This is a genomic window from Nocardioides sp. Leaf374 (assembly GCF_916862475.1).
Taxonomy (GTDB): Bacteria; Actinomycetota; Actinomycetes; order Propionibacteriales; family Nocardioidaceae; genus Nocardioides; species Nocardioides kribbensis.
On record NZ_CAKASO010000002.1, the window covers coordinates 100,545 to 122,146 of the forward strand.

Sequence of the window (21,602 nt, forward strand, 5' to 3'; positions counted from 1 at the left end):
CGGCCCACGCGTGGGCTGACAGGTGCGGGTCCGGGCCGACCGGTGTGACGGGCGAGGCGGGCGGGGCGACCGCGGGTACGGCGGCAAGGGCGCGCCGCCCGCCCCGGCCCGGGAGGTGGCGGCTGGCCGCGTGGGCGCGGGTTTCGCCAGCCGGCTGGTGAAACCCGCACTGGTCGGCCGACAGGTGCGGTTCCGGGCCGACCGGTGTGACGGGCGAGGCGGGCGGGGCGACCGCGGGTACGGCGGCGGGTACGGCGGCAAGGGCGCGCCGCCCGCCGCGGCTCGGGCGGCGGCGGCTTCCACCCACCGGAAGCAGACGACGGGGGCCGGGCCGGAGGCGCCGTACGGTCGCGGTGTGAACGCCGTCACCCCCGAGACCACCCGCGTCGGCATCGTCGGCGGCGGGCCCGCCGGCCTGATGCTGTCGCACCTGCTGGCGCTGGCCGGCATCGACTCCGTCGTGGTGGAGGTGCGCGAGCGCGCGGTCATCGAGCGCACCCACCGCGCGGGCATCCTCGAGCGCGACAGCGTGCGGATGCTCGTCGACGCAGGGCTCGACCGGGTGCTGCGCGACGGCCACGAGCACCGGGGCATCGACCTGCGCTTCGGGGGCGCCAGCCACCGCGTCGACTTCGCCGACCTGGTGGGTGCCTCGACGTGGCTCTACCCCCAGACCGACGTCTTCCTCGACCTCGCCGACGCCCGCGAGCGCGACGGCGGCGACGTGCGCTGGGGCGTCACCGACGTGGAGGTCAGGGGCGTCACGCGCGACCCCGCCGACCGGCCGGTCGTCGCCTTCACCGACGCCGAGGGGCGGCGGCGCGAGGTGCGCTGCGAGGTGGTCGTGGGCAGCGACGGCTCGCGCGGCATCTGCCGCGACCTGGTGCCGGAGGCCTCGCGGCGACGCTCGTTCCGCGAGTACCCTTTCGCGTGGTTCGGCATCCTCGCGCAGGCGCCCCGCACCCTCGACGAGCTCGTCTACGCCCGTGGACCCGAGGGCTTCGTGCTGGTGAGCTCGCGCACCGACGACGTGCAGCGGATGTACGTGCAGTGCGACCCCGCCGACCGCGTCGAGGACTGGTCCGACGACCGCATCTGGTCGACCCTGCAGGCGGGGGTCGCCGGCGACGACGGCCTCGCGCTGGCCGAGGGGCCCATCCTCGAGCGGACGGTGCTGCCCTTCCGCAGCTTCGTGCAGGAGCCGATGCGCTGGGGCGCCCTCGTGCTCGCCGGCGACGCCGCCCACACCGTGCCGCCGACCGGGGCCAAGGGGCTCAACCTGGCGCTGGCCGACGTCCGCGTGCTCGCCGAGGCCCTGGAGCGGACCCTCCTGGGCGACGACGCCGACGCCCTCGACGACTACTCCGCCCGCGCCCTCGAGCGGGTCTGGCGCACCCAGCACTTCTCCTACTGGATGACCACCCTGCTGCACCGCCTGCCCGGCGCCAGCGCCTTCGACGAGCGCCGCCAGCTCGCCGAGCTCGAGACCCTCGCCTCCTCCCGCGCCGCCTCCACCCACCTCGCCGAGTGCTACACCGGCTGGCCGACGGGCTGAGACGCGACTGACCGGGCGGCGACCGACCGGGCGGCGACCGACCGGGCTCAGTCGGGGGTCGGGGTGGAGCCGTGCCGGGTCTCCTCGGGGGCCTCGGTGCGCTCGTCGGAGTCGGCGAGGATCGCCGCGGCCTGCGCCTCGGGGTCGTCGCTGCCGGCCTCCTGCTCCTCGGGGAGCAGCTCGGCGCGGGTCTCGACCCGGTCGGGGTCGTGCCCGGCTCCGGGCGTGGTCGCGTCGTCGGGGCGGTCGGCCTGCTCGTCCTCGCCGTGGCTCATGCACCGAACCTAGCGCGGGCGGCCCGGGTCAGCCCCCGTGCTCACCGAGCGCGGCCGGCGGTACGACGGGGCGGGCCCGGGCTGTCGGCGGGGGCGGGCACGATGGGCGGCATGAGCGAGCCGATCGACGTCCCGAGCTCCGTGGTCCTGGTGGTGGGCAGCGAGCAGTTCACGCCCCCCACCACCTTCGAGGGTCTCTCCTGCGCGGCCTCCGACGACTGCGTCGCGGTGGTGGTGAGCAGCCCGCTGGTGGTCGACTTCGCCGGCGCCGCGCCGGGCGACGCCACGGTCGACCTCGGCACCTTCACCCTCGTCACCGAGGGACAGCTCTCGGTGCGCGACGTCTACAACCGCGGCTTCGAGTCGGCCGGTGTCGAGCCCGGCGCGGTCAGGCTCACCGTGTGGGGCGACCGCGCCGACGAGCCCGGGCGGATCGTGGTGCAGGTCCACCCCGACTGAGCGACCGGCCGGGTGCCCCTAGGGCTCCTCCGGGCCCGCCCAGCGCACCGAGCACCACACGGCCTTGCCGACCGGGGTGATCCGGGTGCCCCAGTCGTCGGACACGGCCTCGATGATGTTGAGCCCGCGACCGTGCTCGTCGGCGTCGTCGGGGCGCCGTCGCCGCGGGCGCAGCACGGTGTGGTCGGAGACCTCGAGCAGCAGCTCGTGCTCCGTGCGCTGCAGCCGCAGGTCGATGGGCGGTCGGGCGTGGACCAGCGCGTTGGTGACCAGCTCGCTGGTGGCCAGGACGAGGTCGTCGACCCGCTCGGCGGGCACACCCCACGCCCGCAGCCGCTCGGCGACGGCGTGACGGGCCTGCGCCGGGGCGACGTCGCGGTGGGCGAAGCGCTGCTGGAGCACGTCGACGTACGGCGAGCCCACCACCCGCGCCACCACGACCGCGATGTCGTCGTCGGCGGCGTCGCCGGCGAAGCGCGCGGCCAGGCCGTCGGCGAGCTCGGTCGGGCCGCCCGGGGCAGCCCCGGCCGGCGCCGACGCGGCCCGCGCCGACCCGGCCCGCGGTCCGTCGGACACCGCCTGCCCGACCACCCGCTCCACCACGTGCTCGACGAGGTGGCCGATGGTCGCGTCGAGGTCGCCGTCGCGGCGCTCGACCAGCCCGTCGGTGTAGAGCACGAGGGTGCTGCCGGCGTGGGCCTGCTCGACGCGGGTCTCGGCGCCGAAGAAGCCGGCGCCGAGGGGCGGGCCGCTGGCCTCGAGCAGCAGCGAGCTCCCGTCGGGGTGGGCCAGCACGACCGGGAGGTGCCCGGCGTTGGCCCACGAGAGGGTCTGGTCGGAGGCGTCGAAGACGGAGTAGACGCAGGTGACGATCTGCTCGCCGGCGAGGTCCTGCACGAGGCCGTCGAGCTGCTCGAGCACGTCGGCGGGGGTCAGGCCCATCCGGGCGAAGGCCCGCACGGCCGCGCGCAGCTGGCCCATGACCGCGGCCGCGCGCACCCCGCGGCCCATCACGTCGCCGACGACCAGGGCGGTGCGGCCGGCGCCGAGGTCGACGACGTCGTACCAGTCGCCGCCGACGTGGGTGCCCTCGGTGCCGGAGCGGTAGAAGGCGGCGAGGTCGAGGGCCTCGACGGCGAAGGTGTCGTCGGGCAGCAGGCTGCGCTGGAGCTCGTCGGCGATGAGGCGCTCGCGGGCGGCGGCCCGGGTCTCGGCCTCGGCGGCCACGAGGCGTCGCTGGGTGGCGCGCTGCTCGGTGATGTCCTGGAAGGAGCCGCGCAGCACGCGGGTGCCCTCGCCGGGCTCCTCGGCCCGACCGCGCAGCAGGAAGAGCCGCTCGCCGCCGGAGGGGAGCACGATCCTGGTCTCGTACTCGATGAGGTGACCGGGCACGGCCCCGGCCAGCTCGGCGGTGACCCGCGTGAGGTCGTCGGGGTGCACCAGGGTGCCGATCACCGCGGCCGTGCCGAGCCGGTCGAAGTCCTCCTGGGTGTGCTCCATGAGCTCGAGGAAGGTGCGCGAGGCCATGATCGTGTCGCGCTCGAGGTCGATCTCCCAGCTGCCGATGCGCGCCAGGCCCTGCGCCTGGTCGAGCAGCTCCTCGCTGCGCAGCAGCGCGTCGCGCACCCGCTCGGCGCGGTCGAGCTCGAGGTTGACCCGCACCCGCGCGAGCAGCTCGCGCGCGGAGAAGGGCTTGACCAGGTAGTCGTCGGCACCGGCCTCGAGCCCCTCCAGCGTCGCCTCCTCGCCGCCGCGCGCCGAGAGCATCACCACCGGCACCGTGGCGAGCAGCGGCTCGGCCTGCATCGCGCGCAGCAGCCCGAAGCCGTCGAGGCGGGGCATCATCACGTCGGTCAGCACGAGGTCGGGCCGCTCGCGGGTCATCTGCTCGAGGGCGTCGACACCGTCGACGGCCACGCTCACGTCGTACGCCGCGCCGCGCAGCAGGTCGCCGACGTAGCCGCGCATGTCGGCGTTGTCGTCGACCACGAGCACCCGCGCGACGCCCGCCTGCGCCTCGGCGCTGCCGGCCCCGGAGTCCCGGGCGTCCCGGGCGTCCCGGGAGTCGGCGTCGGAGGGCGCCCCGTCGCCCTGCCCCGGGACGGCCGCGGCCGGTTCGGCCAGCCACCGCATGGTCTCGGCGACCTTGCCGCGGGCCTGGGTGCCGGCCACGGCGTGGTCGCCACCGGAGGGCTCGTGGGCGACCTGGTCGAGCGGGAGGTGGCCCGAGCCCGTCGGCAGGGTGACGGTGAAGGTGGTGCCGACGCCGACCTCCGAGGCCACCGCCACGGTGCCGCCGTGGAGCGCGGCCAGCTCGGCGACGAGCGCGAGCCCGACCCCCGACCCCTCGTGGGAGCGCGAGCGCGCGCCGCGCACCCGGTGGAAGCGGTCGAAGAGCCGCTCGAGCTCCTCGGCGGCGATGCCCTCGCCGGTGTCGGCGACCCGCAGCTCGACCCGGCCGTCGGCCTCGACGAGGGTCACGGTCACCGCACCGTCGAAGGTGAACTTGACGGCGTTGCTGAGCAGGTTGAGCACGATCGTGGCCCAGTGCTCGCGGTCGACGTAGGTCGGTGACGACACCTCGCCGCTCACCCGCAGCGCGAGGCCCGCCCGGGCCGTGGCGGACGCGAACATCCCCACCAGCTCGGTGGTCTCGCGCACCAGGTCGACGCGCTCGAAGCGCCCGGTGGTGTGCCCGGCCTCGAGCCGGGAGAAGTCGAGCAGGGTGTTGACCAGCTGCAGCATCCGCTGGCCGTTGCGGGCCACGACCTCGAGACGGTCGCGCTGCGGGGGCCCGAGCGGCGTCTCGGTGTCGGCCAGGGCGTCCTCGGCCGGGCCGAGCAGCAGGGTCAAGGGCGTGCGCAGCTCGTGGCTGACGTTGGTGAGGAAGTCGGTCTTGGCCTGGTCGAGGCGCGCGAGGCCCTCGGCGCGCTCCTTCTCGGCCTCGATCGTCCGTGCGTCGCTGATCGCGGAGGACAGGTGGGCGGCCACGAGCTCCACGAAGCCGGCGTAGCCCTCGTCGAGGGGGCGGTAGCGGTTGAGCCCGACGACCAGCAGGCCGTAGGGGTGGCCGCTCGCGCCCTGCGCGGTGACGGGCACCACCAGGGCCCGCAGCGGCGGCTCGGCCCAGGCGCCGGTGGGCAGGTCGGCCCAGGTCGGGTCGACCGCGGGGTCGAGGTCGACCACCGAGGTCTCCCCGCGCCGGGCCGCGGCCGCGGGCCAGGGGGAGGCGGGGTCGTCGACCACCAGCGCCGACGGCGCGGCGGCGTGGTCGGTGGAGATGCCGGCGGTGCCGGCGCGCACCGCGGTGCGGCCGTCGTCGTCGAAGAGGTAGACCGCCACGAAGGGCAGCGACGCGGCGCCCCTCTCGAGGTGGGCGCAGGCCTCGGCCACCGCGGCCGCCTCGGTGCGCGCGGCGCCCGAGCGGACGCCCAGGTCGCGCAGGGTGGTCATCCGGCGCTCCGCGACCACCTGCTCGGTGACCTCGGCGACCACGCACAGCATGCCGGCGATGAGCCCGTCGTCGTCGGCCAGCGGGCTGTAGGAGAACGTGTGGTAGCTCTCCTCGACGTAGCCGCTGCGCTGCAGGAAGAGCTGGAGGGCCTCGTCCCAGGTGGCCTCGCCGCTGGTCATCACGTGGTCGATGCGCGGCTCGATGTCGGCCCAGATCTCCGACCACACCTGCGCGGCGGGGCGACCCAGCGCCCAGGGGTACTTCTCCCCGAGCGTGTCGCGGCGGTAGGCGTCGTTGCAGAAGAAGGTGAGGTCGGCGCCCCAGGCCATCCACATCGAGAAGCGCGAGGTGAGCAGGATCCTCACCGCGTTGCGCAGGCTCAGCGGCCAGTCGTCGGGCTCGCCCACCGACGTGGTCGCCCAGTCGACGTCGAGCAGGTCGCGGCCGACCTGTCCCCCGGCGGCGAGCACGTCGCGCATCGACCAGGCCGGCGGCAGGGCCGCCGGCGCCACGCGGGCGGGCGGCGTCGACCCGGGCCCCTCTGGGGTCACCCCCGCGGCTCCGGCTCCGCGACCCTCTCGGGCGCGACCGGCTCGCGTGCGTCCTCGCGGGCGGAGGCCAGGGCCTCCTCGAGGGTCGCGTGCACGGTGAAGACCCGGTCGAGCGCGGTCAGCCGCAGCACCCGCAGGATCGCGTCGTTGACCACGACGAGCACGAGCGTGCCCCGGAAGACCCGGGCCCGCTTCTGCGCGCTGACCAGCGCACCGAGGCCCGAGGAGTCCATGAAGGTGACGCCGCTGAGGTCGACCACGAGACGGGGGCTGCCCTCGACGAGGAGGTCGGTGAGGCGGGTGCGCAGGGAGCCGACGGTGCGGACGTCGACCTCGCCCACCACGGCGAGCACGGTGGCCGGCGGGTGGCTGGACTCGCTGAGACCGAGGGTGCCGTCGACGGGCGTGGAGGCGGTCGCAGACGCGCGCTGGGGCGCGTCCCCGGAGATGGGCATTGGCCGATGGTCCCAGACCGCGCCGCCGATCGGACCCCCTCCGGGCGAAGTCCACCCTTTCGGGTGCCCGACGCGCGGGCCCGGTCGGGGCCGGGCGGTCAGGCCCGCACCAGCGGTACGTCGAGCCGCGCGGCCAGCTCGTCGTACGTCGCGCCCCAGGTCTCGAGCACCTCGACCCCGCGCCCGTCGGGGCCGGTGCCGACGCGGAAGGTCGCGAGGTCGGTGTAGACCCGGTCGACGCAGCCGGCGCCGGTGAGGGGGTAGGTGCAGGCCTCGACCAGCTTGGGCGAGCCGTCCTTCGCGAAGAGTCTCATCATCACCAGCACCTGCTTGGCGCCGATCGCGAGGTCCATGGCCCCGCCGACCGCGGGGATGGCGTCGGGCGCCCCGGTGTGCCAGTTGGCCAGGTCGCCGCCGGCGGCGACCTGGAAGGCGCCGAGGACGCACACGTCGAGGTGGCCGCCGCGCATCATGGCGAAGGAGTCGGCGTGGTGGAAGTAGGAGGCGCCGGGCAGCTCGGTGACGGGGACCTTGCCGGCGTTGGTGAGGTCGGGGTCGACCGGGTCGTCGGGTCCGCCGGTGGCGGCCGGGCCCATGTGGAGCATGCCGTTCTCGGTGTGGAGCACCACGCCGGAGCCCTCCGGCAGGTGGTCGGCGACCAGGGTGGGCTGGCCGATGCCGAGGTTGACGTAGGAGCCGGGCGGGATGTCGCGGGCCACGACGGCCGCCATCTCCGCCCTGCCCAGCGGGCCGCGGTCGGTGTGCTCGAGGGTCATGCCTGCTCCTGCTGCTGGGGGTCGCCGGCCGTGACGCCGGGGCCCGCCCCGGGGGCGGCGACGACGCGGTCGACGTAGATGCCGGGGGTGACGACGTGCTCGGGGTCGAGCCCGCCGACGGGCACCACGCGGGAGACCTGGGCGATGGTGGTGCGGGCCGCGGTGGCCATGACGGGACCGAAGTTGCGCGCGGTCTTGCGGTAGACCAGGTTGCCCATCGCGTCGGCCACGTGGGCGCCGATCAGCGCGTAGTCGCCCCTGATCGGGTGCTCGAGCACGTAGGTGCGGCCCTCGATCTCGCGGGTCTCCTTGCCCTCGGCCAGGGGCGTGCCGACGGCGGTGGGGCAGAAGAACGCCCCGATGCCGGCGCCGGCGGCCCGCATCCGCTCGGCCAAGGTGCCCTGGGGCACGACCTCCAGCTCGATCCGCCCGGAGCGGTAGAGCCCGTCGAAGACCCACGAGTCGGACTGGCGGGGGAAGGAGCAGACCATCCTGCGCACCCGCCCGGCGGCCAGCAGCGCGGCCAGGCCGGTGTCGCCGTTGCCCGCGTTGTTGGACACCACCACCAGGTCGGAGGCGCCCTGCCGGATGAGGGCGTCGACGAGGTCGACGGGCATGCCGGCCATGCCGAAGCCGCCGATCAGCACCGTCGACCCGTCCTCGACCCCGGCGACGGCCTCGTCGTGGGTCTCGTGGACGGTCGTCGCGCTCACGCCCGGCCCGTCCCGGCGTGCTCGTTCTCCAGCACCACGGCCAGGCCCTGCCCGACGCCGATGCAGATCGCCGCGACGCCCCAGCGCTCGCCGCTGGCGCGCAGGCGGTGGGCGAGCGTGCCGAGGATGCGCGCACCGCTGGCGCCGAGGGGGTGGCCGATCGCGATCGCGCCACCCCAGGCGTTGACCACCTCGGCGTCGCGCAGGCCGCGCGCGACCCAGGCGTCGACGCAGGCGATCGACTGCACGGCGAAGGCCTCGTTGAGCTCCACGGCGCCGACGTCGCCCCACGCGACGCCCGCGCGGTCGAGGGCCCTCTGCGCGGCCTCCACCGGGGCGTAGCCGAAGCGCTGCGGCTCGAGCGCGTGGACCCCGCGGCCCGCGACCCGCGCGAGGGGCTCCGCGCCGAGCAGCTCGGCGGCCGACGCCGAGCCGAGCACGAGGGCCGAGGCGCCGTCGTTGAGCGGCGAGGCGTTGCCGGCGGTGATCGTGCCGCCCGCCTCGGCGCTGCGGAAGGACGGCGTGAGGCCCGCCAGCGACTCCGCGGTCGAGCCCGGGCGGATGCCCTCGTCGCGGGCCAGGTCGACGCCGGGCACCGGCACGACGAGGTCGTCGTAGCGCCCCGCGGCCCACGCCTCGTCGGCCAGCACGTGCGAGCGGGCGGCCCAGGCGTCCTGACGGGCCCGGTCGATGCCGAGCTCCTCGGCGAGCATCTCGTTGCTCTCGCCGAGCGAGACGGTCCACTCCGCGGGCATCCGCTCGTTGACCAGGCGCCAGCCCAGGGTGGTCGAGACGGCGGTGACGTTGCCGGCGGGGAAGGCGCGCGAGGGCTTGGGCAGCACCCAGGGCGCCCGGGTCATCGACTCCACGCCGCCGACGACCACGACGTCGGCGTCGCCGGTCTCCACGGTGCGCGAGCCCTGCATGGCGGCGTCGAGGCTGGAGCCGCAGAGGCGGTTGACGGTGGTGGCCGGCACGGAGACGGGCAGGCCCGCGAGCAGGACGGCCATCCGCCCGACGTTGCGGTTGTCCTCACCGGCGCCGTTGGCGTTGCCCCACAGCACGTCGTCGATGCGCGCGGGGTCGAGGTCGGGCAGCCGGTCGAGCACGCCGCGCAGCGCGGTCGCGGCCAGGTCGTCGGGGCGCACCTGGGCCAGTGCGCCACCGAAGCGGCCGAAGGGCGTGCGGGCCGCGGCGTAGAGGTGGGAGGTGGCGGCCCCGGAGGCCGGGGCGGGCGAGGACGGCATGGCGGGCTCCTGTTCCGAGCGCGACGTCCGGCGGCGTTCGCATGACGAACATTAATTCGCTCTGCGAACAGGCTACCCCTCCACGGCGTCCAAGCGCGAGAGGATCCGGGTCATGACCTCGCCGAAGGCGGCGACCTCGTCCTCGCTCAGGGCGTCGAAGACGAGCGAGCGCACCGTGCGCACGTGGTCTGGGGCGGCGCGCTCGATGGCGGCGCGACCGGCGTCGGTGACCGCGATGAACGCTCCGCGTGCGTCGTCGACGCAGTCCTCGCGCTCGACCAGTCCGCGGCGCCCCATCCGACCCACGTGGTGCGAGAGCCTGCTGCGCTCCCACTGCAGCGAGGCGGCGAGCGCCGAGACGCGCATGCGACCCTCGTCACTCTCGCTCAGCCGCACCAGCACGTCGAAGTCGGGCAGGGACAGGTCGCTGCTGCGCTGGAGGTCGCGGTGCAGGGCCGCGGGCAGGCGGCCCGACACCCGGATCCACTGGCGCCAGACCGCCTGCTCGCGGTCGTCGAGCCACGGAGCGTCGGCGTCGGCATCGGCGGCAGAGGTGGTCATGGGGACACCCTACGGAATAGTTGACATATCACCTAGGTTCTCCTCTGGTAGTTGACGTATCATCTACCCATCGTCCCCGGAAGGACCACCCATGAGCGACCGCAGCACCCCCCGCAGCAGCGCCGCCCGGCTCGACGAGGGCCTCGACGTCCGACGCTCCTCCGACCGCTTCGCGAGCAGCTTCGGCTGGCTCGACTCCAAGCACTCGTTCTCCTTCGGCCACCACCACGACCCGGCCAACACCCACCACGGGCTGCTGCTGGTCAACAACGACGACGTGGTCGACGCGGGCACGGGCTTCGACACCCACCCGCACCGCGACATGGAGATCGTCACCTGGGTGATGCAGGGCTCGCTCGTCCACCAGGACTCGACCGGTCACTCCGGCATCATCTACCCCGGCCTGGCCCAGCGCATGAGCGCCGGGCGGGGCATCCTGCACTCGGAGAAGAACGACTCCTGGCGTCTCGAGGGGCAGGCCCACACCCACCCGGTGCACTTCGTGCAGATGTGGGTCGTGCCGGACGAGTCGGGCGTCGTGCCCGGCTACGAGCAGCTCGAGATCGACGCCGAGCTGATGAGCGGCAGCCTGGTGCCGGTCGCCTCCGGGATGAAGCAGCACGACGGCGCCTCGGCCATCCGCATCCGCAACCGCTACGCCGCGCTCCACGCCGCGCGGCTCCAGCCCGGCCAGAGCGTCGAGATGCCCGACGCGCCCTTCCTGCACCTCTTCGTGCCGCGCGGTGAGGTGGTGCTCGAGGGCGCCGGCCCGCTCGCGACCGGCGACGCCGTGCGCTTCACCGCCACGGGCGGCCAGAAGGTGACCGCCACCGAGGCGGCCGAGATCCTGGTGTGGGAGATGCACGCCACGATCGCGGCCTGAGCCCGTCCGGGGCGTTCTCGCCCTCCCCACACCTCCCCCGCACCAGCACCAGCACCGCACCGCACCGCACCGCACCGCACCGAGAGAAGGAGCCCCCCGTGAGCGAGCAGGACCGCGACCTCGTCGCCATCGAGGCCGAGCGCACCCGGATCCGCGACACCCACCTGCGTCCGGCCGCCGAGCGACCCGCCTCCACCGCACGGGGTCTGCACCACACGGCCCTGATCAGCAGCGACGTCGAGCGCACCGTCCGCTTCTACCAGGACGTCCTCGGCTTCCCGCTGACCGAGCTGATCGAGAACCGCGACTACGCCGGCTCCTCGCACTTCTTCTTCGACATCGGCAACTCCAACCTGCTGGCGTTCTTCGACTTCCCCGGTCTCGACGTCGGCCCCTACGCGGAGGTGCTCGGCGGCCTGCACCACCTGGCCATCTCGGTGGAGCCCGAGCGCTGGGAGGCGCTGCGGGCGCGGCTCACCGAGGCCGGCGTGGAGCACGAGGTCCACTCCGGGGTCTCGATCTACTTCCGCGACCCCGACGGCGCGCGCATCGAGCTCATCGCCGACCCGCTCGGCGAGATGTACGGCGAGCACGTCCTCTGACCCACCGGGGCCCGGCCGTGGGACGAGCCCGCCACGACGCAGCTGCGCAAGCGCCTCAGCCCGCCGCTCAACCCGCCGTGAGGGCGAGGTCGGCCGCCACGGCCGCGGCGGTCTCCCGCAGGGCCTCGAGGTGGGTCAGCGGGTCGGGCCCGGTGGCCGAGGTGGAGATGTTGAGGGCCGCCACCACGGCGCCGTGCGCGTCGCGCAGCGGCACGGCGAGGGAGCGCAGGCCGAGCTCGAGCTCCTGGTCCACCAGCGCCCACCCCTGCCGGCGGGTCTCCTCGACCCGGTCCCGCAGGACGCTCGCCTCGGTCACGGTGTGCGGCGTGAGCGGGGTGAGGGCGGCAGCGTCGAGGTGGGCCGCGACCGCCTCGTCGGACAGGGCCGCCAGCAGCACCCGCCCCATCGACGTCGCGTGGGCCGGGAAGCGGGTGCCGACGGTGATCCCCACCGTCATCAGCCGCCGGGTCGCGACCCGCGCGACGTAGACGATCTCCGCGCCGTCGAGCACCGCCGCCGACGTCGACTCCCCCACCTGCGCCGAGAGCCGCTCGAGGTGCGGCTGGGCGACCTGGGGCAGCCCCATGCCCGACAGGTACGCCGTGCCGAGACGCAGCACCTGCGGGGTGAGGGAGAAGCTGGTGCCGGTGAGGCGCACGTAGCCGAGCTCGACCAGGGTCAGCAGCAGCCGTCGCACGGTGGCCCGGCTCAGCCCGGTGCGGGCCGCCACCTGGCTGAGCGTCATCGAGCCGTGGTCGGCGTCGAAGGCCGTGATCACGTCCAGCCCCCGCGCCAGGGACTGCACGAAGTCCTCGCCCGGACCGCGCCGCCGACCCGCCGGCGCGGCGATAGCGGGGTCGGGGACGGGCTCGCTCATGGCGGCGAGCATAGGGCGGGACGGCAGCGTCGCGGGCCGCACCGCACCCGGCCCGGGGCGACTTGCTCGCGTGCTAGGGGGAGGGGCACGGTCGTGCCCCTCCCCCTAGCACGCCGGCGCCTGCACTTCCCCGGCCCCGGAACGGGCCTCGCGACGTCAGGCTGCCCACCCCGCTCGTCGTACGCCGCTCGACGGGGCCCGCACCCACCTGAGCCGGGCGCGCGGGCGGGGCCGGGCGCGCGCGGCCCGGTACCGTGGAGGCGTGCCGCGCCGCCTGCTCCGACCCCTCGCCGCCCTCACCGCCGCCGCGGTCTGGACCCTCGCCGGCTGCTCGACCACCTACGTCGACTCCACCCCCGACGGCGCCGACGAGGACGCCCCGGTCGCGGCCGGCTGGACCCGCGTCGACCCGATCGCGGCCGAGCTGCCCACCGACCAGCCCCTCGGCGGCACCGACGCCACCAGCGCCGACCTCACCGAGCCCACCCTGGTCAACGTCTGGGCCAGCTGGTGCGAGCCCTGCCAGGCCGAGATGCCGCTGCTCGACGAGGTGTCGCGCTCCGGCGACCTCCAGGTGCTCGGCCTCTCCCGCGACGTCACCGCCGCCCAGGGCCAGACCATGATCGACGACCTCGACGTCACCTTCGACAGCTGGCTCGACGCCGACGCGGAGTTCGCCGTCGCCCTCGACGGCCGGATGCCGCTCAACAGCGTGCCCGCCTCGGCCATGGTGGTCGACGGCGAGGTCGTGGCCGTGCACCTCGGCGAGTTCCGCGACCGCGCCGAGGTGCTTGACGGCCTCGACTACGTGCCCGCGCGCTGATGCCGCGCCCCGCCCGTGCCGTCAGGACCGGTCGGCGGCCCCGGCCCGCCGCCCTCGCCGCGTTCGTCACGGTCGGCGCCGCGCTCCTGCTCGCCGGCTGCTCCACCACCTACGTCGACACCTCCCCCGACACCCGCCCCGCCGACCTCCCGCAGTCGGGCTGGATCGCCGTCGACCCGATCGCGGTGACGCTGCCGACCGACGCGCCCCTGGGCGCGGCACCGGCGACGGCGCCCGACCTCGACGAGCCCACCCTGGTCAACGTCTGGGCCAGCAGCTGCGGCCCCTGCCGCGAGGAGATGCCGCTGCTCGACCGGGTCGACGCCTCCGGTGACCTGCAGGTCGTCGGGCTCTCGCGCGATCGCTTCGCCGACGACGGCGAGGACCTGATCGCCGACCTCGGTGTCGCCTTCGACAGCTGGCAGGACGCCGACCTGTCCTTCCTGCGCTCCCTCGACGGCCGGGCGTCGCTGGTCTGGCTGCCCGCCTCCGCGATGGTCACGGACGGCGAGGTGGTGGCCGTCCACGTCGGGCCGTTCCACTCGCGCGCCGAGGTGCTCGAGGGGCTCGACCACGTGCCCGGGCGCTGAGGCACTGAGGCGCGGTCACCCTGCGTGACGCGCCGCTAGCCTGGGCGCCGTGACCACCCCTCGCACCCGCCCCCGAGCGGCGAGGACACGGACCTCGCCGGTCGTGCTCGCCCTGGCCGGAGTCGTGGCCGGAGCCACCCTCGCCAGCGTGGCCTGGATCGCCGTGCTGCTCGCCGCTGCCTACGGTCCGCTCGGCAGTGCGGGCATCCTGTCGGCCGTCGTGGGCCTCACCGTCGTCACCGGGCTGCTGCTGCGGCGTCACTCCCCGCGGCGGCGCCGACCGGCCGCGAGCCCGTCCTCGCCGGGCTGAGGCTCATCCAGGCGGCGCCGGACGTCGAGGCCGGGCAGGCCGCCTCGGACGGTCGGACCGCCTCGGTCGGGCGCGGGCGGTCGGGCGCGGGCGGGCGCGGGCGGGCGCGGGCGGGCGGGCGGCCGGTGCGGTGCGGCGTACGGGCCGGGTCAGCCCTGGCGGACCTCGCCGGTGAGCAGGAAGCCGATGTCGTCGGCGAACTGGCTGGGCGAGGTCTCGCGGCCCCAGATCGCCGGGGCCTCGCCGTCCTGGTCGACGGCGATGACGTAGGTGCCGTGGGCGTTGGGGTCGTAGCCGCCGCCGGGCAGCGCCTCGCCGTCGTCGACGTAGACGCCGACCGACTCCCCGAGCTGGTTGACGGCGTCGAGGTCTCCGGTGAGGCCGGTGAAGGAGGGGTCGAAGTTGCCGAGGTAGTCGTCGATGACCGCCGGGGTGTCCTTCTTCGGGTCGGTGCTGACGAAGACCACGTCGACCTCGCTGCGCTGCTCCTCGTCGAGCTTGAGCAGCCCCGAGGCCAGGGAGTTGAGCACCTGCGGGCATATGTCGGGGCACGAGGTGTAACCGAAGAAGAGCAGCGTCAGCGGCTTGTCGGCGTCGGTGGCCAGCGTGAACGGCTGACCGTCGGTCGTCTCGAGGGTGGTGTCGGCGACCTCGAAGGGCGGGTCGACCACGCGGCCGGTGAAGTCGACCTGCTGCTCCTGCGAGCAGCCCGAGGCGACCAGCGCGGTCACGGTGAGGGCGGCCAGCGCCCCCGCCGTACGCCGCCGTCGCGGGCTCGGACTGGTCGGTCGGGCGGATCGGATGCGCACGGGATCGATGGTACGAGGGCCTCCCGCAGGCCCCGCCGGGCCGGTGGTGGCCGGTCGCGACCGGTGTCGGCTGGGCCACAGCCGCCACGTCAGCCACACCTGTCGGCCCGGACCCGCACCTGTCGGCCCACGCACCGGCCGACAGGTGCGGGTTTCGCCAGCCGGCTGGTGAAACCCGCCAAGCCGCCGCTCAGGCCTCCCCGAGGTCGGTCAGCACCTGTTGGGCGACGCGGAAGGCGGCGTTGGCGTCGGGGACGCCGCAGTAGATGGCGGTCTGGAGCAGGACCTCGCGGATCTCCTCGACGGTGACGCCGTTGGTGCGGGCGGCGCGCACGTGCATCGCGAGCTCCTCGTGGTGGCCGCGGGCGACGAGGGCGGTGAGGGTGACCAGGGAGCGGCTGCGGCGGTCGAGGCCGGGGCGGTTCCAGACGCCGTCCCAGGCGTAGGCGGTGATGAGCTCCTGGAAGTCGCGGGTGAAGTCGGTCGTGGCGGCCCGGGCGCGGTCGACGTGGGCGTCGCCGAGCACCTCGCGGCGGGTGACCAGGCCGGCGGCGACGCGCGGGTCGTCACCGTCGTACGCCGCGGGCGCCGCGCCACCACCCGCGCCACCACCCGCGCCACCACCCGCGCCGCCGACGGCTCCGGGGCCGGCGAGCGCCTCGTCGAGCGACCCGCCCAGCAGATGCGCCCGCACGAGCCGGGCCACGACCTCGGGGGCCTCGGCGGGGGCGAGGTGGGCGACGTCGGGCAGCTCGACGTAGGAGCCGTGGACGACGCCCTCGGCGATCGCGCGCAGCGACTCCGGCGGGGTGGCGACGTCGTGGCTGCCGGCGACGGCGAGGACGGGGGCGGTGATCTCGCCGAGACGGTCGCGCACGTCGAAGGCCGCCAGGGCGCCGCAGACGGCGACGTAGCCCTCGTCGCGGGCCGCCGAGAGCGCGTGCAGCAGCGCGGAGCCGGCCTCGGGCTCGCGGTCGAGGAAGCCGGGGCCGAACCACCGCTGCGCCGACCCGCTCACCATCGCGGGCGTGCCGGAGTCGGTGACCGTGGCCATCCGCTCGGTCCAGGAGGCGGCGGTGCCGATGCGCGCGCCGGTGCACAGCAGCACGGCGGCGTCGACGCGGTCGGGGGCGTCGAGGAGCAGCTGGAGGCCGACGGCGCCGCCGACGGAGTCGCCGGCGTAGGCGAAGGACGAGCCGGGCGGGTCACCGCGCTGGGTCATCACCTCGTCGACCAGCACGAGCACGCCGGCGGCCAGCCCGGCCAGGTCGAAGGCGCGCGCGGGCACGGCGGTGTTGTGGCCGTGTCCGGGCAGGTCCCAGGCCAGGACGTCGAAGGCCTCGGTGAGGCCGGCCGCGGCGCAGCGGGTCCACAGGGTGGCGGCCGAGGTGCCGAGCGAGGGTCCGAGCACGAGCAGGGGGAGGTCGGCGCGGTGGGCGGCTCCGCTGAGGCGCACCCCGGTGACCGCGGGCACGACCGGCGGCTCGCCGGAGGAGCCACCCGCCGCGGCCGGGGCGGGAGTCGGGTCGGGCGTCGGGTCGGGCGTCGGGTCGGGGGTCGGGTCGGGGGTCACGGGGTCACCTCACGGGCTCGGTGGAGGACGGCGTCGACGAGGGCGTCGGTGGCGCCGAGGTAGGTCGGTCGGGGGTCGCGCCCGGTGAGGGCGGCCATGCTCCGCTGCTCCGCGCGTACGTCGGAGTCCGCGGCCTCCAGCGTGGCCGCCATCCGCGCGGGGTGCACCCGGAGGCCGGCGAGCAGGTCGGCGGTCTGGGAGGCGGCCGTGCAGGTGCGGCGCAGCAGGTCGCGCAGGGTGGCCCACTCGGCGTGCCAGGCGCCGTCGGCGCGCTGGTCCACCTGGTCGGCGGCGGCGAGGTGGAGGGTGGCCGCGAGCTGGGGGGTGGTGAGCGCGGCGCGCCGCACGAGCACGGCCAGCACGGGGTTGGCCTTGTGGGGCATGGTCGAGGACCCGCCCCCGGCGCCCTCGGAGAGCTCGCCGATCTCGGGGCGGGCCAGGGTGAGCACGTCGCGCGCGACGTGGCCCCAGGCGTCGGTGCAGCGCACGGCGGCGTCGCCGACGCGGGTCAGCGGGCTGCGCACGCCGTGCCACGGCACGGCCGGCGCGAGACCGAGGGAGGTGGCGACCTCGGTGGTGAGCGCGAGGGGGTCGTGGCCGGGCGCGAGCAGCTCACCGAGGGCGGCGAGGGTGCCGGCGGCACCGCCGAGCTGCGCGGGCAGCGCCCGCCCGCCGAGGGCGGCGACCTCGTCGTGGGCGTCGAGCACGCCGCCGAGCCAGCTGGCGGCGACGAGGCCGAAGGTCGTGGGCACGGCGTGCTGGGTCAGCGTGCGGGCGGTCATCGCGGTGGTGCGGTGCTCCTCCGCCAGCGCGACCAGGGTCGTGACCTGCGCGCCGAGGTGGGTGGCCACGTCGTCGAGGGCGGCGCGGGCCAGCAGCACCAGCGCGGTGTCGACGACGTCCTGGCTGGTCAGGCCGCGGTGCAGCCAGCGCGCGGCGTCGGTCTCGGCGCCGAGGCGGGAGCGCAGCAGCGCCAGCAGCGGGAGCACCGGGTTGCCGCCGGCCTCGGCCCGCTCGGCGAGGCCGGGGAGGTCACCGGGGCCGACGAGGCCGCCGAGGTCGGCGCGGGCGCGCACCGGCGCCACGTCGGCGGCGACGAGCGCGGCGAGCCAGGCCTGCTCGACGTCGAGCATCGCGGCCAGGAAGGCCTCGTCGGAGAGGACGTCGCGGGCCCGGTGGTCGCCGGGCCAGAAGAGGTCGGCCACAGCGTCAGTGTGTCCCACCGTCGCCGAGGGGCCCGCCCGGTCGCGCGGCGTGGTCGAGGAAGACGGTCTCGTGCTCGCCCTGCAGCCGCAGGTCGATGAGCAGACCGTGCTCGTCGTCGGTGCAGCGCAGGGTCGCGGCGCGCGGACCGAGCGCGGCGAGGAGGTCGTCGTCGGGCGCGTCGGGGAGGTAGGCCCGGGTCTGGAGCCGGTCGAGCAGGCCGCGGGCGAGCAGCGTCAGGGCGACGTACGGCGTGCCCGGGCGCAGCGTCACGAAGGACCAGCGCCCCTCGCCGTCGGTGGCGCAGCGGCCCCAGCCGGTGAAGGTGACGCCGTCGCGGCGCAGCGAGCCGGGCTGCTGCACGACCGTGCCGTCGGGGGCGGTCTGCCACAGCTCGACCAGCGCGTCGGGCACGGGCTCTCCGGCGCCGTCGAGCACGCGGCCCCGGAGCACCACCGAGCCGGGCGAGCCGGGCGGCACGAGCTCGCGGTCGCGGGGGAAGGGCAGGGCGTCGTGGAAGAAGGGCCCCACGGTCTGCCCGGGCGTGGGCGCGGCGGGGGTGGGGGCGGGCGTGGGGGCGGGCGTGGGAGCGGCGGGGGTGCTCATCGGGCGTCTCCTGCTCGGTGCTCGGCGTGGTCGGGCTCGACGTCGTCCTCGCGCGGGGTGCGGTGGGAGCCGGTGAGCACGATGTCCCAGCGGTAGCCGGTGGCCCACTCGGGCTGGGTGAGGTCGTGGTCGTAGGTCGCGACGAGCCGGGCGCGGTCGGCGGGGTCGGTGACGGCCTGGTAGATCGGGTCGAGGGCGAAGAGCGGGTCGCCGGGGAAGTACATCTGCGTGACCAGGCGCTGGGTGAAGTCGGTGCCGAAGAGCGAGAAGTGGATGTGTGCGGGTCGCCAGGCGTTGCGGTGGTTGCGCCACGGGTAGGGCCCCGGCTTGATCGTGGTGAAGCGGTAGGTGCCCTCGGCGTCGGTGAGGCAGCGACCGACCCCGGTGAAGTGGGGGTCGAGGGGTGCGGGGTGCTGGTCGCGCTGGTGCACGTAGCGCCCCCCGGCGTTGGCCTGCCAGACCTCGACGAGCTGGTGGCGCACGGGGCGACCCTCGCCGTCGACCACGCGACCGGTGACGACCATCCGCTCGCCGATCGGCTCGCCGCGCCCGCCGATGGTGAGGTCGGCCTCCAGCGGGTCGACGTCGCGCCGCCCGAAGACCGGGGCCCACAGCTCGAGCCCCTCGGGGTCGACCTGGTGCAGGGCCTGGGTGGGGTGGCGCAGGGCGGAGGACCGGTAGGGCGGGTAGTCCAGGCGCGGCTGGCGCCCGGGGGTGCCGTCGAGCGCGGCGATCTCGGCGCTGACCTCGGCCTGGCTGCCGGGCTCGGGGGCGGGCTCCGGGGTGATGGGTGTGCTCACCCCGGCACCGTAGGGCGACGCCGGTCACACCGGCGCCGCCGCCCTTCCGCTGACCGGAAGCGGCCGGTGGTCGACGCGATGTGAGCGCTGTCACGGTGAGGCCATGTCCTCCTCCCCCTCCCCCACCCCCGCGCGGCCCGGCACCGCCCCCGGGACCACCTCCCCCGGGGCGGCCGACGCCCCCTCCGGACCCGCCGGGTCGGCGAGCCCCGCCGCGTGGTGGCCGGTGGCCCTCTGCTGGGTCGCGGTCGCCCTCGACGGCTTCGACCTCGTGGTGCTCGGGGTCGTCATCCCGGTGCTGTCCGCGACCGGGGCCCTGGGGTTCACCGACGCCTCGCTCACCTGGGCCTCCACCCTCGGCCTGGTCGGGGTCGGCATCGGCGCGGTCGCGGTCGGCCCGCTCACCGACCGCTTCGGTCGTCGCCGCGCCCTCCTCACGAGCATCGCGGTCTTCTCCGTGCTCACGCTGGTGCTCCCGCTGGCGCGCACCGTCACCGAGTTCACCGTGCTGCGCTTCCTGGCCGGTCTGGGTCTCGGCGCCTGCCTGCCGACCGCCCTGGCCTTCATGTCCGAGCACGCGCGGCCCGGCCGCGGCGGCAGTGCCGTGACCCGCATGATGACCGGCTACCACGTCGGCGCCGTGCTCACCGCCCTGCTCGGGCTGTGGCTGGTCGACGCCTACGGGTGGGAGGCGATGTTCGTCGTCGGCGGCGTCGCCGGCCTGCTCACGCTCCCGGTCATGTGGGCCCGCCTGCCCGAGTCGGAGGCCTACCTCCGCGCCCGCGACGAGCGCGCGACCGCGGGACCCACCTCGAGCAGCCCCACCGGCGCCACCACCCGTGGCGCCGGCGACCCCGACCGCCACGGCACCGTCACCCCCGACGCGCCCGTGGCGCGCGCGGCGCGCGCCTCCGACGTGGTCCGCGGGGTCTACCTGCGCATCAGCCTGGGGCTGTGGGTGGCCTCGTTCATGGGCCTGCTGCTGGTCTACGGGCTCAACACGTGGCTGCCGAAGATCATGGGCGAGGCCGGCTACTCCATCCAGGCCGGCACCGGCCTCATCCTGGTGCTCAACGTGGGCGCCGTGATCGGGCTGCTGGTCGCCGGGCAGATCGCCGACGCACGCGGCAACAAGCGCACCGTGCTGGTGTGGTTCGGGCTCGCGGCGGTCTTCCTCGCGCTGCTGAGCATCCGCATCGAGAGCTCGCTGCTGGTCTACGTCGGCGTGCTGCTGGCGGGCGTCTTCGTCTTCAGTGCCCAGGTGCTGGTCTACGCCTTCGTCGGCCACCTCTACCCGCCGCAGGTGCGCGGCACCGCGCTGGGCATGTCGGCCGGCGTCGGTCGCGTCGGCGCCATCGTCGGGCCCTCGCTCGGCGGCGCGCTGGTCACCGCCGGCGTGGCCTACCCGTGGGGCTTCTACGCCTTCGCCGTCGCGGCCGTGCTCGCCGTCGTCGCTCTGGCCACCGTGCCCGCCCACGTGCGGGCCTCGGCGACCGCGGCCTGAGGAGTGGCGCCGGCCGGGGTCCACCGACCGGCGCCCGGTGGCAGGATCGCGACCATGGCCGGCAACTCCTCCGCCCCCGGGGCCAGCGTGGCCAGCAAGGTGCTGGCGCTGCTGGAGGCCTTCGACGACGACCACCGTCGGCTCTCGCTGACCACGCTGGCGCAGCGCGCCGGCCTGCCCGTGCCCACGGCCCACCGCCTGGTGGCCGAGCTGGTCGGGTGGGGGGCGCTGGCCCGCGTCGAGAGCGGGGAGTACGTCGTCGGCCGTCGCCTCTGGGACCTCGGCCTGCTCGCCCCGCACCAGGCCGGGCTGGTCGAGATCGCCTCGCCCTTCCTGCAGGACCTGCACGCCGCCACCCGCTCGACCCTGCACCTCGCGGTGCGCGACGGCCTGGAGGTGCTCTACCTCGACCGCCTGCGCGGACACGCCTCCGTGCCGGTGGTCAGCACCGTCGGGTCGCGGCTGCCGCTGCACGCCACCGGGGTCGGCAAGGTGCTGCTGGCCCACGCGCCCGCCGACGTGCAGGCCCAGGTGCTCGCGCGGCTGACCCGGGTGACGCCCTACACCGTGGTCGCCCCCGGCACCCTGCGCCGCCAGCTCGACCGGGTCGTCGCGGAGGGGTACGCCACCACCTCGGAGGAGATGAGTCTCGGCGCGTGCTCGGTCGGCGTGCCCGTGCGCCGCGGGGACGAGGTCGTGGCCGCCGTCGGCATCGTCGTGCCGTCGCTGCGCCGCGACCGGGCCCGTCTCGTGGCCGCCCTCGAGGTCGCCGCCCGCGGCATCGGCCGGTCGCTGGGCTGAGCGCCGGCCGGCGCGCGGGCGGGGCGTCATGCGCCCCGTGGATGCGCATCCACCCCTCGCATGACGTCCCACCCGCGGCCACCCGCGACCACCCGGGGCGTCATACGCCCCGTGTATGCGCATCCACCTCTCGCATGACGTCCCACCCGCGGCCACCACAGCCACCCGCTCGCCG

21 protein-coding genes and 2 pseudogenes are annotated in these 21,602 nt (G+C 75.7%); 9 read left to right on the forward strand and 14 right to left on the reverse strand.

Translation table 11 applies throughout. The annotated features are described in order from the left end of the window. Window positions 1–355 precede the first annotated feature (355 nt). Entirely contained in the window at window positions 356–1,555 is a 1,200-nt protein-coding gene (locus tag LPA27_RS01500; protein WP_228941250.1) for a 4-hydroxybenzoate 3-monooxygenase, read from the forward strand. A gap of 47 nt (window positions 1,556–1,602) precedes the next feature. On the opposite strand, the gene LPA27_RS01505 is transcribed toward LPA27_RS01500, so the two are convergent. Beyond that, window positions 1,603–1,830, reverse strand: coding sequence for a hypothetical protein (locus tag LPA27_RS01505; RefSeq protein WP_056903154.1), 228 nt, complete (start codon window positions 1,828–1,830; stop codon window positions 1,603–1,605). Between the two features lie 111 nt (window positions 1,831–1,941). Here LPA27_RS01505 and LPA27_RS01510 point away from each other — a divergent pair, with 111 nt between their 5' ends. Then, complete coding sequence (locus LPA27_RS01510; protein WP_228941251.1) at window positions 1,942–2,289, forward strand: hypothetical protein; 348 nt, start codon at window positions 1,942–1,944, stop codon at window positions 2,287–2,289. Window positions 2,290–2,307: 18 nt separating this feature from the next. On the opposite strand, the gene LPA27_RS01515 is transcribed toward LPA27_RS01510, so the two are convergent. The 6 genes from LPA27_RS01515 to LPA27_RS01540 form a co-directional block, all read right to left on the reverse strand. Further along, window positions 2,308–6,294, reverse strand: coding sequence for a SpoIIE family protein phosphatase (locus LPA27_RS01515; protein ID WP_228941252.1), 3,987 nt, complete (start codon window positions 6,292–6,294; stop codon window positions 2,308–2,310). Further along, window positions 6,291–6,749 (reverse strand): STAS domain-containing protein, encoded by a 459-nt coding sequence (locus LPA27_RS01520; RefSeq protein WP_228941253.1) that lies wholly within the window; start codon window positions 6,747–6,749, stop codon window positions 6,291–6,293. The genes LPA27_RS01515 and LPA27_RS01520 overlap by 4 nt, the downstream gene beginning before the upstream one ends. Window positions 6,750–6,847: 98 nt before the next feature. Then, complete coding sequence (locus LPA27_RS01525; RefSeq protein WP_228941254.1) at window positions 6,848–7,525, reverse strand: 3-oxoacid CoA-transferase subunit B; 678 nt, start codon at window positions 7,523–7,525, stop codon at window positions 6,848–6,850. Then, on the reverse strand, window positions 7,522–8,238 hold the full coding sequence (locus LPA27_RS01530) for a 3-oxoacid CoA-transferase subunit A (protein WP_228941255.1): 717 nt from the start codon (window positions 8,236–8,238) through the stop codon (window positions 7,522–7,524). Before LPA27_RS01530 ends, LPA27_RS01525 begins: the two co-directional genes overlap by 4 nt. After that, window positions 8,235–9,485: a thiolase family protein gene (locus LPA27_RS01535; protein WP_228941256.1), complete on the reverse strand. Its 1,251-nt coding sequence runs from the start codon at window positions 9,483–9,485 to the stop codon at window positions 8,235–8,237. The genes LPA27_RS01530 and LPA27_RS01535 overlap by 4 nt, the downstream gene beginning before the upstream one ends. 72 nt (window positions 9,486–9,557) lie before the next feature. Continuing rightward, entirely contained in the window at window positions 9,558–10,046 is a 489-nt protein-coding gene (locus LPA27_RS01540; protein ID WP_228941257.1) for a MarR family winged helix-turn-helix transcriptional regulator, read from the reverse strand. A gap of 91 nt (window positions 10,047–10,137) precedes the next feature. Between LPA27_RS01540 and LPA27_RS01545 the strand changes: the two genes are divergently transcribed. Both LPA27_RS01545 and LPA27_RS01550 read left to right on the forward strand, forming a co-directional pair. Continuing rightward, window positions 10,138–10,929, forward strand: coding sequence for a pirin family protein (locus LPA27_RS01545; protein ID WP_228941258.1), 792 nt, complete (start codon window positions 10,138–10,140; stop codon window positions 10,927–10,929). 98 nt (window positions 10,930–11,027) lie between these two features. Next, window positions 11,028–11,531, forward strand: coding sequence for a VOC family protein (locus LPA27_RS01550; protein ID WP_056903146.1), 504 nt, complete (start codon window positions 11,028–11,030; stop codon window positions 11,529–11,531). A 67-nt stretch (window positions 11,532–11,598) separates the two neighbouring features. Here the strand turns inward: LPA27_RS01550 and LPA27_RS01555 are convergent, their stop codons facing one another. Then, window positions 11,599–12,408: an IclR family transcriptional regulator domain-containing protein gene (locus LPA27_RS01555; protein ID WP_228941259.1), complete on the reverse strand. Its 810-nt coding sequence runs from the start codon at window positions 12,406–12,408 to the stop codon at window positions 11,599–11,601. Window positions 12,409–12,670: 262 nt separating this feature from the next. Between LPA27_RS01555 and LPA27_RS01560 the strand changes: the two genes are divergently transcribed. From LPA27_RS01560 to LPA27_RS01570, 3 genes are read left to right on the forward strand one after another with little or no spacing between them, the layout of a single operon-like run. After that, a complete protein-coding gene (locus LPA27_RS01560) occupies window positions 12,671–13,231 on the forward strand; it encodes a TlpA family protein disulfide reductase (RefSeq protein WP_056863083.1) in 561 nt (186 codons plus the stop codon). Next, window positions 13,231–13,821, forward strand: a complete 591-nt coding sequence (locus LPA27_RS01565) for a TlpA family protein disulfide reductase (RefSeq protein ID WP_228941260.1) — start codon at window positions 13,231–13,233, stop codon at window positions 13,819–13,821. The genes LPA27_RS01560 and LPA27_RS01565 overlap by 1 nt, the downstream gene beginning before the upstream one ends. Window positions 13,822–13,870: 49 nt before the next feature. Continuing rightward, window positions 13,871–14,131, forward strand: a complete 261-nt coding sequence (locus LPA27_RS01570; protein WP_228941261.1) for a hypothetical protein — start codon at window positions 13,871–13,873, stop codon at window positions 14,129–14,131. A 149-nt stretch (window positions 14,132–14,280) separates the two neighbouring features. Here LPA27_RS01570 and LPA27_RS01575 read toward each other — a convergent pair whose 3' ends face one another. The 6 genes and pseudogenes from LPA27_RS01575 to pcaH form a co-directional block, all read right to left on the reverse strand. Further along, window positions 14,281–14,940 carry an SCO family protein gene (locus LPA27_RS01575; protein ID WP_162242264.1) on the reverse strand — a complete coding sequence of 220 codons (660 nt, stop codon included), beginning with the start codon at window positions 14,938–14,940 and terminating at the stop codon, window positions 14,281–14,283. 190 nt (window positions 14,941–15,130) lie between these two features. Beyond that, window positions 15,131–15,499: pseudogene (pcaC, locus tag LPA27_RS19370) on the reverse strand (4-carboxymuconolactone decarboxylase); the annotation flags it as partial. A gap of 270 nt (window positions 15,500–15,769) precedes the next feature. Beyond that, a pseudogene (locus LPA27_RS19375) lies at window positions 15,770–16,513 on the reverse strand (alpha/beta fold hydrolase); the annotation flags it as partial. Beyond that, window positions 16,510–17,718 carry a lyase family protein gene (locus LPA27_RS01585; protein WP_228941263.1) on the reverse strand — a complete coding sequence of 403 codons (1,209 nt, stop codon included), beginning with the start codon at window positions 17,716–17,718 and terminating at the stop codon, window positions 16,510–16,512. The gene LPA27_RS01585 and the pseudogene LPA27_RS19375, both read right to left, overlap by 4 nt. A gap of 4 nt (window positions 17,719–17,722) precedes the next feature. Then, window positions 17,723–18,322, reverse strand: coding sequence for a protocatechuate 3,4-dioxygenase subunit alpha (pcaG, locus tag LPA27_RS01590; protein ID WP_228941264.1), 600 nt, complete (start codon window positions 18,320–18,322; stop codon window positions 17,723–17,725). After that, window positions 18,319–19,122: a protocatechuate 3,4-dioxygenase subunit beta gene (gene pcaH, locus LPA27_RS01595; protein ID WP_228941265.1), complete on the reverse strand. Its 804-nt coding sequence runs from the start codon at window positions 19,120–19,122 to the stop codon at window positions 18,319–18,321. The genes pcaG and pcaH overlap by 4 nt, the downstream gene beginning before the upstream one ends. 103 nt (window positions 19,123–19,225) lie before the next feature. Between pcaH and LPA27_RS01600 the strand changes: the two genes are divergently transcribed. Then, window positions 19,226–20,626 carry an MFS transporter gene (locus LPA27_RS01600; protein ID WP_228941266.1) on the forward strand — a complete coding sequence of 467 codons (1,401 nt, stop codon included), beginning with the start codon at window positions 19,226–19,228 and terminating at the stop codon, window positions 20,624–20,626. A gap of 54 nt (window positions 20,627–20,680) precedes the next feature. Continuing rightward, window positions 20,681–21,427: an IclR family transcriptional regulator gene (locus LPA27_RS01605; protein WP_056903142.1), complete on the forward strand. Its 747-nt coding sequence runs from the start codon at window positions 20,681–20,683 to the stop codon at window positions 21,425–21,427. Window positions 21,428–21,602: the final 175 nt, after the last annotated feature.

What these genes read in the sequence shown, in the direction of transcription:
- LPA27_RS01505 (WP_056903154.1), bottom strand. Translation starts at nt 1,830, where the DNA reads ATGAGCCACGGCGAGGACGAGCAGGCCGACCGCCCCGACGACGCGACC.
- LPA27_RS01510 (WP_228941251.1), top strand. Translation starts at nt 1,942, where the DNA reads ATGAGCGAGCCGATCGACGTCCCGAGCTCCGTGGTCCTGGTGGTGGGC.
- LPA27_RS01520 (WP_228941253.1), bottom strand. Translation starts at nt 6,749, where the DNA reads ATGCCCATCTCCGGGGACGCGCCCCAGCGCGCGTCTGCGACCGCCTCC.
- LPA27_RS01525 (WP_228941254.1), bottom strand. Translation starts at nt 7,525, where the DNA reads ATGACCCTCGAGCACACCGACCGCGGCCCGCTGGGCAGGGCGGAGATG.
- LPA27_RS01535 (WP_228941256.1), bottom strand. Translation starts at nt 9,485, where the DNA reads ATGCCGTCCTCGCCCGCCCCGGCCTCCGGGGCCGCCACCTCCCACCTC.
- LPA27_RS01540 (WP_228941257.1), bottom strand. Translation starts at nt 10,046, where the DNA reads ATGACCACCTCTGCCGCCGATGCCGACGCCGACGCTCCGTGGCTCGAC.
- LPA27_RS01545 (WP_228941258.1), top strand. Translation starts at nt 10,138, where the DNA reads ATGAGCGACCGCAGCACCCCCCGCAGCAGCGCCGCCCGGCTCGACGAG.
- LPA27_RS01555 (WP_228941259.1), bottom strand. Translation starts at nt 12,408, where the DNA reads ATGAGCGAGCCCGTCCCCGACCCCGCTATCGCCGCGCCGGCGGGTCGG.
- LPA27_RS01565 (WP_228941260.1), top strand. Translation starts at nt 13,231, where the DNA reads ATGCCGCGCCCCGCCCGTGCCGTCAGGACCGGTCGGCGGCCCCGGCCC.
- pcaG (WP_228941264.1), bottom strand. Translation starts at nt 18,322, where the DNA reads ATGAGCACCCCCGCCGCTCCCACGCCCGCCCCCACGCCCGCCCCCACC.
- LPA27_RS01600 (WP_228941266.1), top strand. Translation starts at nt 19,226, where the DNA reads ATGTCCTCCTCCCCCTCCCCCACCCCCGCGCGGCCCGGCACCGCCCCC.
- LPA27_RS01605 (WP_056903142.1), top strand. Translation starts at nt 20,681, where the DNA reads ATGGCCGGCAACTCCTCCGCCCCCGGGGCCAGCGTGGCCAGCAAGGTG.